The sequence below is a fragment of the Burkholderia sp. MSMB617WGS genome, assembly GCF_001532025.2.
In the GTDB taxonomy this organism is placed as follows: Bacteria; Pseudomonadota; Gammaproteobacteria; order Burkholderiales; family Burkholderiaceae; genus Burkholderia; species Burkholderia savannae.
This window is the reverse complement of sequence record NZ_CP013457.1, coordinates 1,226,489-1,239,755: the sequence shown is the minus strand read 5'-3', so window position 1 is coordinate 1,239,755 and position 13,267 is coordinate 1,226,489. Positions and strand designations below refer to the sequence as shown.

General features: G+C 68.6%; 8 protein-coding genes, 1 tRNA gene and 1 riboswitch. Of the genes, 7 read left to right on the top strand and 2 right to left on the bottom strand.

The features are described from left to right. The first annotated feature begins 65 nt into the window (after positions 1-65). From WT60_RS06160 to WT60_RS06145, 3 genes are all read left to right on the top strand, one after another. Positions 66-1,442: an NCS2 family permease gene (locus WT60_RS06160; protein WP_060356861.1), complete on the top strand. Its 1,377-nt coding sequence runs from the start codon at positions 66-68 to the stop codon at positions 1,440-1,442. Between the two features lie 25 nt (positions 1,443-1,467). Continuing rightward, positions 1,468-2,778 (top strand): guanine deaminase, encoded by a 1,311-nt coding sequence (gene guaD / locus WT60_RS06155; RefSeq protein ID WP_059671201.1) that lies wholly within the window; start codon positions 1,468-1,470, stop codon positions 2,776-2,778. A 458-nt stretch (positions 2,779-3,236) separates the two neighbouring features. Beyond that, a riboswitch (yybP-ykoY riboswitch) is annotated at positions 3,237-3,373 on the top strand. A 76-nt stretch (positions 3,374-3,449) separates the two neighbouring features. Then, positions 3,450-4,022, top strand: coding sequence for a TMEM165/GDT1 family protein (locus WT60_RS06145; protein WP_038745647.1), 573 nt, complete (start codon positions 3,450-3,452; stop codon positions 4,020-4,022). Positions 4,023-4,235: 213 nt separating this feature from the next. Here WT60_RS06145 and WT60_RS06140 read toward each other — a convergent pair whose 3' ends face one another. Next, a complete protein-coding gene (locus WT60_RS06140; protein WP_038745649.1) occupies positions 4,236-4,940 on the bottom strand; it encodes a DUF4136 domain-containing protein in 705 nt (234 codons plus the stop codon). A gap of 218 nt (positions 4,941-5,158) precedes the next feature. On the opposite strand from WT60_RS06140, the gene pepN reads away from it, so the two are divergent. Then, on the top strand, positions 5,159-7,861 hold the full coding sequence (pepN, locus tag WT60_RS06135; protein ID WP_038745651.1) for an aminopeptidase N: 2,703 nt from the start codon (positions 5,159-5,161) through the stop codon (positions 7,859-7,861). Positions 7,862-8,135: 274 nt separating this feature from the next. Here the strand turns inward: pepN and metE are convergent, their stop codons facing one another. Continuing rightward, positions 8,136-10,430, bottom strand: a complete 2,295-nt coding sequence (gene metE / locus WT60_RS06125; RefSeq protein WP_038750937.1) for a 5-methyltetrahydropteroyltriglutamate--homocysteine S-methyltransferase — start codon at positions 10,428-10,430, stop codon at positions 8,136-8,138. A gap of 116 nt (positions 10,431-10,546) precedes the next feature. Here metE and WT60_RS06120 point away from each other — a divergent pair, with 116 nt between their 5' ends. The 3 genes from WT60_RS06120 to WT60_RS06110 all read left to right on the top strand — a co-directional run bounded on the left by WT60_RS06120 (position 10,547) and on the right by WT60_RS06110 (position 13,012). Beyond that, a complete protein-coding gene (locus WT60_RS06120; protein ID WP_038750938.1) occupies positions 10,547-11,479 on the top strand; it encodes a LysR family transcriptional regulator in 933 nt (310 codons plus the stop codon). A 125-nt stretch (positions 11,480-11,604) separates the two neighbouring features. Continuing rightward, the gene (locus WT60_RS06115; RefSeq protein WP_038750939.1) at positions 11,605-12,621 is read left to right on the top strand and encodes a class 1 fructose-bisphosphatase; all 1,017 of its coding nucleotides are present in this window, start codon (positions 11,605-11,607) and stop codon (positions 12,619-12,621) included. Between the two features lie 315 nt (positions 12,622-12,936). Continuing rightward, positions 12,937-13,012 (top strand) — tRNA-Thr (locus tag WT60_RS06110). Positions 13,013-13,267: the final 255 nt, after the last annotated feature.

Genomic DNA, 13,267 nt, shown 5'->3' with positions numbered 1-13,267 from the left:
GCGCGCGAAAGCGCGCGCGTCGTGACGCGATGCGCTCGACACGAGACTCTGAGGAGAGCTTAACGATGGACCTCTATCAAGGCACCGCCGCGCCCGCGAAGCGCTCGGCGCTCGAGCGCCGCTTCGGCATTCGCGAGTCCGGCTCGCGGCTGCGCACCGAGATCGTCGCCGGCGTGACGACGTTCCTGACGGCGATGTACATCATCGTCGTGAATCCCGGCATCCTGTCGCAGGCGGGCGTGCCGTTTTCGGCCGCGCTCACGGCAACCGTGATCGTCAGCTTCCTCGGCAGCTGCGCGATGGGACTCTACGCGCGCAACCCGGTGCTCGTCGCGCCCGGCATGGGCATGAACGCGCTTTTCACGTTCGTGATGGTCCATGGCGGCAAGATGCCGTGGCAAACCGCGCTCGGCTGCGTGTTCTGGGCGGGCGTGCTGTTCGCGACGCTCGCCGCGTTCAACGCGCGCAAGCTCGTCGTCGACGCGATTCCGGCCAACCTGCGGCACGCGGTGTCGTGCGGAATCGGCCTGTTCATCAGCCTGATCGGGCTCGTGAACGCGAAGTTCATCGTCGGCGATCCGGTGACGATCGTCCATGCGACGTCGCTCAATCCGGTGATCGTCACGTTCCTCGCCGGCCTCGCGATCACGACCGTGCTCGTCGTGCGCCGCGTGACGGGCGCGCTCATGCTCGGCATCGTCGCGACCACGCTGCTCGCGATCCCGATCGGCCGCGTGTGGGGCGACGGCAGCGCGTACTGGCCCGCCGCGATCGCGACGAAGACGCTCGTCAACTGGAACGGCTTCGTCGCCGCGCCGGACTTCTCGGCGATCGGCCAGCTCGATCTGCTCGGCTCGCTGAAATTCGCTTACTGGCCGTTCATCTTCGTGATGCTGTTCACCGCGTTCTTCGACGCGCTGTCCACGTTCATGGCGATTTCGGAAGCGGGCAACCTGCGCGACCGCGACGGCAATCCGCGCAACATTCGCCAGTCGATGATCGTCGACGCATTCTCGGCCGTCGTATCCGCGCCGCTCGGCACGAGCCCCGCGAACGCGTACATCGAATCTGCGGCGGGCATCTCGGCGGGCGGCCGCACGGGGCTCGTCGCGGTGGTCGCGGGCCTGTGCTTCGTGCCGTTCCTGTTCCTGTCGCCGCTGCTCTCGCTCATGCCCGCGATCGCGACGGCGCCCGCGCTCGTGCTCGTCGGCGTGTTCATGATGGAATCGATCACGAAGATCGAATGGCATCGCTTCGACGAGGCGATCCCCGCGTTCCTCGCGATGATCCTGATCCCGCTCACGTACTCGATCACCGAAGGCATCGCGTACGGCTTCCTCGCGTTCGTCGTGCTGAAGCTCTTCACGGGCCGCCGCCACGAAGTAAAGCCGGCGATGTGGGTGGTCGCCGCGCTGTCGGTGCTTCTCGTCGCACAGCTCTGACTTCAATCGATACGGATTCCCAACGATGACTCAAACCGCTTTCCGCGCGCGCCTCTTGCGATTCGACGGCGATCCCGCGCAATCGGACGATGCGGCCGCGTACGACGAAGACGGCCTCGTGATCGTCGACGACGGGCGCGTCGTCGCGGCCGGCGCGCATGCGGCGCTCGCGCCGCGGCTCGCGCCGGGCGCGACGCTCGTCGAGATGCGCGACAAGCTGATCGTGCCCGGCTTCATCGACACGCACGTTCATTATCCGCAGACCGAAATGATCGCGTCGCCGGCGCCGGGCCTGCTGCCATGGCTCGACCGCTACACGTTCCCGACCGAGCGGCGTTTCGCCGATCCCGCGCACGCGCGCGACGTCTCGGACTTCTTCCTCGACACGCTGCTCGCGTGCGGCACGACGACGGCGCTCGTCTACTGCACCGTGCACAAGCAGTCGGCCGATGCGTTCTTCGACGCAAGCGACGCGCGCGGTTTGCGGATGGTCGCGGGCAAGGTGCTGATGGACCGCCACTGCCCCGAGTTCCTGCGCGACACCGCGCAATCGGGCTACGACGACAGCGCCGAGCTGATCGCGCGCTGGCACGGCCGCGGCCGGCAGCTGTACGCGCTCACGCCGCGCTTCGCGCCGACGTCGACGCACGAGCAGCTCGAAGCGTGCGGCGCGCTCGCGAAGCTTCATCCGGACGTGTTCATCCAGAGCCACGTCGCCGAGAACCTCGACGAAATCCGCTGGGCGGCCGAGCTGTTCCCCGAGCGGCGCAGCTATCTCGACGTCTACGATCACTACGGCCTGCTGCGCCGCCGCGCGGTCTACGGCCACTGCATTCATCTCGACGACGACGATCGCCGGCGTTTCGCGGAAACGGGCGCGATCGCCGCGCATTGCCCGACGTCGAACCTGTTCCTCGGCAGCGGCCTGTTCGATTTCGATCGCGCGAATGCGCAGCGGATGGCCGTCACGCTCGCGACCGACGTCGGCGGCGGCACGTCGTTCTCGATGCTGCAGACGATGAACGAGGCGCACAAGATCGCACGAATGACCGGCCATCACCTGAGCGCGACGCGCATGTTCTGGCTCGCGACGGCGGGCGCGGCGCACGCGCTCGAGCTGGCGGACACGATCGGCACGCTCGCGCCGCGCACGGAGGCCGACTTCGTCGTGCTCGATCCGGCCGCGACGCCGCTGCTCGCGCGCCGCACCGCGCGCGCGGAATCGCTCGAAGAGCTGCTGTTCGCGCTCGCGCTGCTCGGCGACGATCGCGCCGTCTATCGCACGTACGCGGCAGGGCGCTGCGTGCATCGGCGCGACGGCGCCGACGCGAGCTGAGCGGCCGAGCACGCAGGCAGGCGACCGTTCGGCGGCGGAACACGCCGCGCCCCCCCGCTGAAGCGACACGCATCGACTGACGTGCGAATCACGACCGACGACCGCGCGCGACGCTGCGGTGCAGCAGTCGCGACGGCAAAGACGCCGGCACGAGTCGAATCGCCGACACACGCGGCGCGTGCTCGCTGCCGCGCCCGCGCCTGCACCGCGCTCGCGCGCCCTGGCGCGCCGATTCCCCCATTCGACCCGATTCGACCCGATTCAAATCGGACTCGACCGAAACCCGACGCTTCCCCGCCCGTCCTCCGCAACCCGCAGCGCCCGCCCCCGCCCGCCGTGCCCGCCTGCGCCGGTGCGGGCGGCATCCCCGCCACATCGATTGCCCGCATCGCTTCGCTCCACGCGACGCGACGCGACGCAACAATCCTTCCCTTCGTGCAAAAAAGGCGTGCTAGAATCCGCTCCTCATTGGGGAGTAGCCGCTCCGCTCGAGCCGACGCCGCCCGGCGCGCTCGTGACGGAGGCGTCCGTCAACAGACTTGGCCGTCGCGGCCATGGCGGACGCAGCCCGCAAGGCCTGGCGAGACCGATGGTTCACCGCACGCCGCAGATGGGCCCGGCGCGCGGCGAATCGTCGCTCGCGTTCAACCAGGCCCTGGGATATTCGTTCCGTGACTCAAGCCTTCCTAATCTCGACGGGCGCCGTCGCCCTCGCCGAAATCGGCGACAAGACCCAGTTGCTCTCTCTCGTCCTCGCCGCCCGCTACCGCAAGCCGCTGCCGATCATCGCCGGCGTCCTCGCCGCGACCCTGATCAATCACGCGTTCGCCGGCGCGCTCGGCGAGTGGCTCGGCGTGTATCTGACGCCGTCGGTGATGCGCTGGGCGCTCGCGATTTCGTTCATCGGGATGGGCTTGTGGATTCTCGTGCCGGACAAGCTCGACGCCGCCGAGGCGAACGCGAACCGCTCGCGTCTCGGCGTGTTCGGCGCGACGTTCGTCGCGTTCTTCCTTGCCGAAATGGGCGACAAGACGCAGATCGCGACCGTCGCGCTCGCCGCGCGCTTCCAGGATTACGTCGGCGTCGTCGCCGGCACGACGTTCGGGATGATGCTCGCGAACGTGCCGGCGATCCTGCTCGGCGACCGCTTCGCGCACCGGCTGCCGACGAAGCTCGTCCATGCCATCGCGGCCGTGCTGTTCGTCGTGCTCGGCGCGCTCGCGTTCGTTCGCGGCGGCGCCTGACGGCGCGAAAACCGCATCAGGCAGACGGACCATTCGCGGGCGCAGCCCCACCGCGCACGGCCGCGGCTCGCGGCGAAGGCAGCGGCCCGTTGTCCGCCGGCCCGGCGCCCGCTTCGCCGATATGCCGCTTCTTCGACCGGCCCGGCCGCTTCACCCGCCGCCCAGATCACCGGCTTCCCGCTCCGCCGACTTGCCTCGACGCCAGGCCGCCTCTCAACGCGCCGGCGCCGCGGCGGCGCCGGATGCGGGCGCGGCCGGCACCGCGCGCTCGTTCGACGGCATCGGCGCGGGCGCGCCGTTCTTGTCGACGGGCAGCCGCACCGTGCGCACGGTGCCGTTGCCGAGCGGGAAATCGGCGAGCGCCGCGCGGGCGAGATACGGCATCGCCTGCAGCAGCGACGAGCCTTCGCCCGCGTTGCGCGCGGCGACGTTATAGACCTCCTTGCCCGTCGCGCGCTCGGTGATCCGGATCTCGAGCGAACGCTGGAAGATCTGGTAGCTCTGATTCACGTAGCCCGCCGGAAACGGTCCCCACGGACCGAACGGCCCCCACGGGCCGCCGCGCCAGTACGGGCCGGGGCCGAACCACGGGTCGTAGTAGACGGGCTGCGGCACCGACACCCAATCGCTCTTGATGCCGTACGCGAGCCCGACGAGATAGCGCGCGGCCTTCTCCGGCGCGCGGGTGAATGCGTAAGCCGACAGCTCGTTGCCGACGATCTGCTCGTAAGTCGACTGCTCGAGGCTATTCTGCTGCTCGGCGGTCCGGGCGAACGCGTAGGTGCGCGTCGCGTCGCTGCCGCTCCAGTTCGAGAACGCCGTGACCTGCGTCGTGACGTAGGACGTGCAGCCGGACAGCAGCACGATCAGGGCACCCGCGAGCCATGCCGCGCCGCGGATGATGGGATTGCGTTTCATGTTCGTCCTCTTGATCGATGGCGTCGCGCGGGCCGGCCGGGCGTCGCGATGACCGGATCATACGCCGCCCGCGCGGGCACCGCGCCGATAATACGAAGACCGTTCGGCGCGCCGAAAAGTTCGCCCCGCGCACCGCGCGCAAAGGCTTTGTACAATGGGCTCCTGCCGCCGCGCCGCCCGATCGGCGCGCCCCCTACTTTCTTAAGCCCACGATCGACATGTCCGATACCGCCGCTCCATCCGCCGTGATCCGCCGCAGCGACTACACGCCGCCTGCGTTCCTGATCGACGCCGTCGCGCTCGAATTCGATCTCGAGCCGGCGCGCACGATCGTCAAGAACACGATGCGCGTGCGTCGCAACCCGGACGCCGCGCCCGCGCCGCACTTCGAGCTGATAGGCGAAGCGCTCGAGTTCGTCGGCGCGCGGCTCGACGGCAGGCCGTACGACGCCGTGCGCGCGCACGAGCACGGCCTCACCGTCGAGAACGTGCCCGACGCGTTCGAGCTCACGATCGAGAACGCGTGCGCGCCCGAATCGAACACGACGCTGTCCGGCCTGTACGTGTCGAGCGGCAATTTCTTCACGCAGTGCGAGGCGGAAGGCTTTCGCCGCATCACCTACTTCGTCGACCGTCCCGACGTGATGGCGTCGTACACGGTCACGCTGCGCGCGGACGAGGCCGCGTACCCGGTGCTGCTGTCGAACGGCAACCTCGTCGATTCCGGCGGGCTGCCGGGCGGCCGCCACTTCGCGAAATGGGAAGACCCGTTCAAGAAGCCGAGCTATCTGTTCGCGCTCGTCGCGGGCAAGCTCGTCAAGCTCGAGGAAAAGATCACCTCCGGCAGCGGCAAGGAAAAGCTGCTGCAGGTGTGGGTCGAGCCGCACGATCTCGACAAGACCCGCCACGCGATGGATTCGCTGATCCATTCGATCCGCTGGGACGAAAAGCGCTTCGGCCTCGAGCTCGATCTCGACCGTTTCATGATCGTCGCCGTCGGCGACTTCAACATGGGCGCGATGGAGAACAAGGGGCTCAACATCTTCAACACGAAGTACGTGCTCGCGAATCCGGAAACGGCGACCGACGTCGACTTCGCGAACATCGAATCGGTCGTCGGCCACGAGTATTTCCACAACTGGACCGGCAACCGCGTGACCTGCCGCGACTGGTTCCAGTTGAGCCTGAAGGAAGGCCTCACCGTGTTCCGCGACCAGGAGTTCTCGGCCGACATGTCGGCGGGCGACGGCGAGCATGCCGCGGCGCGCGCGGTCAAGCGGATCGAGGACGTGCGCGTGCTGCGCCAGCTCCAGTTCGCCGAGGATGCGGGCCCGATGGCGCACCCGGTGCGGCCCGAGAGCTACGTCGAGATCAACAACTTCTACACGATGACCGTCTACGAGAAAGGCGCGGAAGTCGTGCGGATGTATCAGACGCTGTTCGGCCGCGACGGTTTTCGCAAGGGAATGGATCTGTACTTCCAGCGCCACGACGGCCAGGCGGTCACCTGCGACGACTTCCGGCACGCGCTGGCCGACGCGAACGGCCGCGACCTCGCTCAGTTCGAGCGCTGGTATAGCCAGGCGGGCACGCCGCGCGTGACGGTCCGCACCGCGTACGACGCCGCCGCGAAGCGCTATTCGGTGACGCTGCGGCAAGGCTACGGCGAAGCCGCGCCCGCCGCGCGCGACACGCAGAACGGGCCGCTGCTGATTCCGTTCGCGATCGGCCTGATCGGCGCCGACGGCCGCGACCTGCCGCTGCGGCTCGAAGGCGAGACGGCCGCGTCGGGCACGACGCGCGTGCTCGAACTGACCGACACGGAAACGACGTTCACGTTCGTCGACGTCGACGAAGCGCCGCTGCCGTCGCTGCTGCGCAATTTCTCGGCGCCCGTGATCGTCGAATACGACTACCGCGACGAGGAGCTCGCGTTCCTGCTCGCGCACGACAGCGACCCGTTCAACCGCTGGGAAGCGGGCCAGCGCCTCGCGACGCGCGCGCTGCTCACGCTTGCCGCGCGCGCGGCCGCGCAGCAGCCGCTCGCGCTCGACGACGCGTTCGTCGCCGCGTTCAAGCGCGTGCTGACGGACGACACGCTGTCGCCCGCGTTCCGCGAGCTCGCGCTCACGCTGCCGTCGGAGGCCTATCTCGCCGACCAGATGACGCAAGCCGATCCGGCCGCCGTCCATCGCGCGCGCCAGTTCGTGCGGCGCCAGCTCGCGACCGCGCTGCGCGACGAGTGGCTCGCGGTGCACGAGCGCCACCAGACGCCGGGCGCGTATGCGCCGACGCCCGACGACTCCGGCCGCCGCGCGCTGAAGAACCTCGCGCTCGCGTACCTCGCCGAGCTCGACGAGCCGGCCGACGCGGTCCGTCTCGCGCACGCGCAATACGACGCCGCGAACAACATGACCGACCGATCGGCCGCGCTCGTCGCGCTGCTGTCGGCGGCCGCCGGCTCGGCCGACGCCGCGCGCGCCGCCGATCGCGCGCTCGACGATTTCTACCGCCGCTTCGAGAAGGAAGCGCTCGTGATCGACAAGTGGTTCTCGATGCAGGCGACGCGGCGCGGCACGCCCGAGCATCCGACGCTCGACGTCGTGCGCAAGCTGCTCGCGCATCCGGCGTTCAACCTGAAGAATCCGAACCGCGCGCGCTCGCTGATCTTCGGCTTCTGTTCGGCGAATCCGGCGCAGTTCCACGCGGCCGACGGTTCGGGCTACGCGTTCTGGGCCGACCAGGTGCTCGCGCTCGACGCGCTCAATCCGCAGGTCGCCGCGCGGCTCGCGCGCGCGCTCGAGCTCTGGCGCCGCTTCACGCCGGCGCTGCGCGACAAGATGCGCGACGCGCTCGAGCGTGTCGCCGCGAACGCGCAGTCGCGCGACGTGCGGGAGATCGTCGAGAAGGCGCTCGCCTGACGGCGGTTGCGGCCGCCCGTTTCCCGGCGGCCGCGGACGAAAAAGCCGGCATCGCGTGTTGCGATGCCGGCTTTTTTATCGAGCGAGCGGACGACCGCCCGATCGGCTGCGCGAATCGAAGCCGAAGCCGAAGCCGAAGTCAATCGAATCGAGTCGGGTCGAATCGATTCGAGTCGAGTCGTGCGGCCCGCGCGAGCGATGCGCGCACCCGCCGACGCAAAACACACGCGCACGCCGCATGCCGCGCCCGGCCGTCACGCGCCGCCGCGTCACATCACGCGAGCGCCGCCTGCGCGACCGTCTCCCGCACGCGCTTCGCCGCCTCGACCATCGCGGCGAGCGCCGCGTCGACCTGCCGCCACTCCCGCGTCTTCAGCCCGCAGTCCGGATTCACCCACAGGCGCTCTGCTGGAATCCGCTCGAGCGCGAGCAGGATGAGCCGCTCGATCTCGTCCGCGTCGGGCACGCGCGGCGAATGGATGTCGTAGACGCCCGGCCCGATCTCGTTCGGATACGCGAACGTCTCGAACGCGTCGAGCAGCTCCATGTTCGAGCGGGTCGTCTCGATCGAGATCACGTCGGCGTCGAGCGCGGCGATCGACGGCAGGATGTCGCCGAATTCCGAATAGCACATGTGCGTGTGGATCTGCGTCGCGTCCGCGACGCCCGACGACGCGACCTTGAACGCGCGCACCGCCCAGGCGAGATACGCGGCGCGATCGCGCGCCTTCAGCGGCAGCCCTTCGCGCAGCGCCGGCTCGTCGATCTGGATCATTCCGATGCCGGCCTTCTCGAGATCGAGCGTCTCCTGGCGCAGCGCGAGCGCGATCTGCAGCGCGGTCGTCGCGCGCGGCTGGTCGTCGCGCACGAACGACCATTGCAGCATCGTGACGGGCCCCGTCAGCATGCCCTTCACCGGCTTCGCCGTCAGGCTCTGCGCGTACGACGCCCAGCCCACCGTCATCGGCTCCGGCAAATAGACGTCGCCATAGATGAGCGGCGGCTTCACGCACCGCGAGCCGTAGCTCTGCACCCAGCCGTTGCTCGTGATCGCGAAGCCCCACAGCAGCTCGCCGAAGTACTCGACCATGTCGTTGCGCTCCGCCTCGCCGTGCACGAGCACGTCGAGCCCGTACGCGAGCTGCTTGTCGATCGCGATGCGCACCTGCTCGCGCATCGCCTCCAGGTAGCCGAGATGATCGAGCACGCCCTGTTTGAGCGCCGCACGCGCGCGGCGGATTTCCGGCGTCTGCGGGAACGAGCCGATCGTCGTCGTCGGCAGCGGCGGCAGATCGAAACGCGCGTGCTGCGTGGCCGCGCGCGCCGGATAGGCGCCCGCGCGGCGTGCGTCGGCATCGGTCAGCGCCGCGACGCGACGCTTGACGAGCGGGTTGTGAATGCGCGCCGACGTACGTCGCGCGTTCGCGGCCGCCGCCGCATCGTCGAACTCCGCCGCGACCGCCGCGCGTCCCTTCACGAGCGCGTCGCGCAGCGCCGCGACCTCGCGCGTCTTCTGCACCGCGAACGCGAGCCACGCCTTCAGCTCGTCGTCGAGCTTCGGCTCGTGCGCGAGGTCGACGGGCGCGTGCAGCAGCGAGCAGCTCGTCGCGACCCACAGCCGTTCGCCGAGCGCATCGCGCACCGGCGCGAGCCGCGCTAGCGAGCGATCGAGATCATTGCGCCACACGTTGCGGCCGTCGACGATCCCGCACGACAGCACCTTGTCGGCCGGATAGCCCGCGACGAACGCGTCGAGCTGCGCGTCGCCGCGCACGAGGTCGATGTGCAGCCCCGCGACGGGCAACGCCTTCAGGAGCGCCGCGTGCTCGCTCGCGTCGTCGAAGTAAGTCGCGACGAGCAGCTTCGGCGCGTCGGGCGCGAGCGCTTCGTAGACAGGCTGCGCGGCGTCGCGCCACGCGGCGGGCAGATCGAGCGCGAAGATCGGCTCGTCGATCTGCACCCAGTCCACGCCCGCTTGCTTCAATCGCGCGAGCAGCGACCGATACGCGGGCACGAGGCGCGGCAACAGTTCGAGGCGATCGGCGAGCCCGTCGCGCGCTTTGCCGAGCCACAGCAGCGTGAGCGGGCCGACGAGCGCCGCCTTCGCGCGATGGCCGAGCGCGCGCGCTTCGCGCACTTCGTCGAAAAGCCACTCGACGCCCGGCCCGAACGTCGTCGCGGGCGAGTACTCGGGCACGAGATAGTGATAGTTCGTGTCGAACCACTTCGTCATTTCCATCGCCGGCTGCGCGGCGTTGCCGCGCGCCGCCGCGAAGTAGTCGGCGAGCGTGAGCGCGCGCGCGTCGAAGCCGAACCGCAACGGCAGGCCGCCGACGTGCGCGAGCGTCGTCAACACGTGGTCGTACCACGCGAAGTCGCCGGCCGTCACGCAGTCGAGCCCGGCCGCGCGCTGCGCCTGCCAGTGCGCGGCGCGCAGCGCACGGCCGGTCTCGACGAGCGCGTGCTCGGCGTCGGCCGACGCGCCTTCGCGCCAATAGCGTTCGAGGGCGAACTTCAGCTCGCGTTGCGCGCCGATGCGCGGAAAACCCAGGATGTGTGCGGTGGTCATCTCGATCCTCCAGAAGTGACCGGCAGTATCGGATTTGCCCTATCATTACTCAAACGAAAGTTTTTGCCGAATATCATGAATTCTTTTCAACATAGTAACCAGCCAGGCGCTTCTCGATGATCCGCTCACCGCTCGAATTCCGGCATCTGCAGACGCTCGCGGCGCTGCGCGACACCGGCAACCTGTCGCGCGCCGCGCAGGTTCTGTGCCTCACGCAATCGGCGCTGTCGCACCAGTTGAAGGCGCTCGAGACGCACTTCGGGCTGCCGCTGTTCGTGCGCAAATCCGCGCCGCTCACGTTCACCGCGGCCGGCAAGCGCCTGCTCGCGCTCGCCGGCGAGGTCGTGCCCGCGATCGAGGAAGCCGAGCGCGACATCGCGCGTCTCGCGCTCGGCACGGGCGGCACGCTGCGGATCGCGGTCGAGTGCCACACCTGCTTCGACTGGCTGATGCCCGCGATGGATGCGTTCCGGCAGCGCTGGCCGGAAGTCGAGCTCGACATCGTGTCGGGCTTTCACGCGGACCCGATCGGCCTCCTGCATCAGGACCGCGCGGATCTCGCGATCGTCGCCGAGGCCGACGCCGACGAAGCCGTCGACCATCACCCGCTCTTTCGCTTCCAGATCGTCGGGCTCGTCGGCAACGACCACGCGCTCGCGCAGAAGCCGTCGCTGTGCGCGGACGATTTCCGCGACGAGACGCTCATCACGTACCCGGTGCCCGACGAAATGCTCGACATCGTCCGGCAAGTGCTCAAGCCCGCCGGCATCGAGCCGAAGCGGCGCACGTCGGAGCTGACGGTCGCGATCCTGCAGCTCGTCGCGAGCCGCCGCGGCGTCGCGGCGCTGCCGCTGTGGGCGGTCGCGACTTACCTCGACAAGCGCTACGTGAGCGCGCGAGCGGTGCTGCGCGCCGACGGCTCGACGCTGTCGGGCGAGCTCTACGCGGCGACGCTGCCCGCGTTCTCGACGCGCCCGTACGCGGCCGACTTCGTCGCGACGATGCGCGAGACGAGCGCAACGTCGCTGCCCGAGATCGAGCTGCTGTAAGCGGCGCGGCGCGCCGTTCCGACCCGCTTTCGCCGAAAAACCGTCTGCGGCAGGTCGCCACGGGTAAAATCGAGCCTATTCCTATCCCAACATCCAACGCATTCGTCAGCCTCTCGGAGTTCCCCATGTCCATTTCCCGACGCACCACGCTTTCCAAGTATCTGATCGAGCAGCAGCGTGAGACCAACAACCTCCCCGCCGACCTGCGCCTGTTGATCGAAGTGGTCGCGCGCGCGTGCAAGGCGATCAGCTACAACGTCAGCAAGGGCGCGTTGGGCGATGCGCTCGGCACGGCCGGCAGCGAGAACGTGCAGGGCGAGGTGCAGAAGAAGCTCGACATCCTGTCGAACGAGATCCTGCTCGACGCGAACGAATGGGGCGGCAATCTCGCGGCGATGGCGTCGGAGGAAATGGAAACATTCTTTCCGATCCCCGCGAACTATCCGCGCGGCGAGTACCTGCTCGTGTTCGATCCGCTCGACGGCTCGTCGAATATCGACGTGAACGTGTCGATCGGCACCATCTTCTCGGTGCTGCGCTGCCCGGACGGCCAGCTGGCAACCGAGCAGTCGTTCCTGCAGCCGGGCACCGAACAGGTCGCGGCGGGCTATGCGGTGTACGGCCCGCAGACCGTGTTCGTGCTGACGACGGGCAACGGCGTGAACTGCTTCACGCTCGACCGCGAAGTCGGCTCGTGGGTGCTCACGCAAAGCAACCTGCGGATTCCGGAAGACACGCGCGAATACGCGATCAACGCGTCGAACGCGCGCCACTGGTACGACCCGGTGAAGCGCTACGTCGACGAGCTGAACGCCGGCGCCGAGGGCCCGCGCGGCGAGAATTTCAACATGCGCTGGATCGCGTCGATGGTCGCCGACGTGCACCGGATTCTGAATCGCGGCGGCATCTTCATGTACCCGGCCGACAAGCGCACGCCGGATCGCCCTGGCAAGCTGCGCCTGATGTACGAGGCGAACCCGATGTCGTTCATCGTCGAGCAGGCGGGCGGCGCGGCGACGACGGGCCTGCAGCGCATCCTCGACGTGCAGCCGACCGGCTTGCACCAGCGCGTGCCGGTGATTCTCGGCTCGAAGAACGAGGTCGAGCGCGTCTCGCGCTACCACCAGGAAGCCCAGTCGTAACGCGACGTCGCGCGAGCGACGGCCGAGCGCGCCCCGCTCGTTCGCATTCGACGCGGCGAACGCGATGCCCGCCCGTTGCGGGCGTGCTCCGGTCGACCGGAGCACGACAAACGCGAGCTCGCATGGAGCCGTCATGGTGCGAGCTCGCGTTTCGATCGATGCGAGGCCATCGAATGCCTGCGCAAAGCGGTGAATCGATCGACGGGAATCCCGATGAATCAAGCAGTTACCGGCACCAATAAGCATTCTCCACAATTTTTTGCCAAATCCTCTTGCCAGCGTGCCGGTAGCTCCATATAATTTCGTTTCTCTGTTGCCGGTGTAGCTCAGTTGGTAGAGCAGCGCATTCGTAATGCGAAGGTCGTAGGTTCGACTCCTATCTCCGGCACCAACAGATTCAAGGGCTGCGATGCGAAAGCATCGCGGCCCTTTTCGCTTTCCGGCGTCGCGCTCCCGTCTTGCGTGACGGCGCGCATCGCGACATTCGCCGCAGCGTCGCTTGCGAGACGCATGCGGCACATGTCGGCACGCGCGTGCATCGAGAAGCCCTTTTCGTCGCGCCGCGCCGCCATCGAATGCGCACGTCGAGCGAATCGCCCACTGCCCCGCGTCCAGGCCGCGCCCGAAACCGTGATGAAGTCATTTC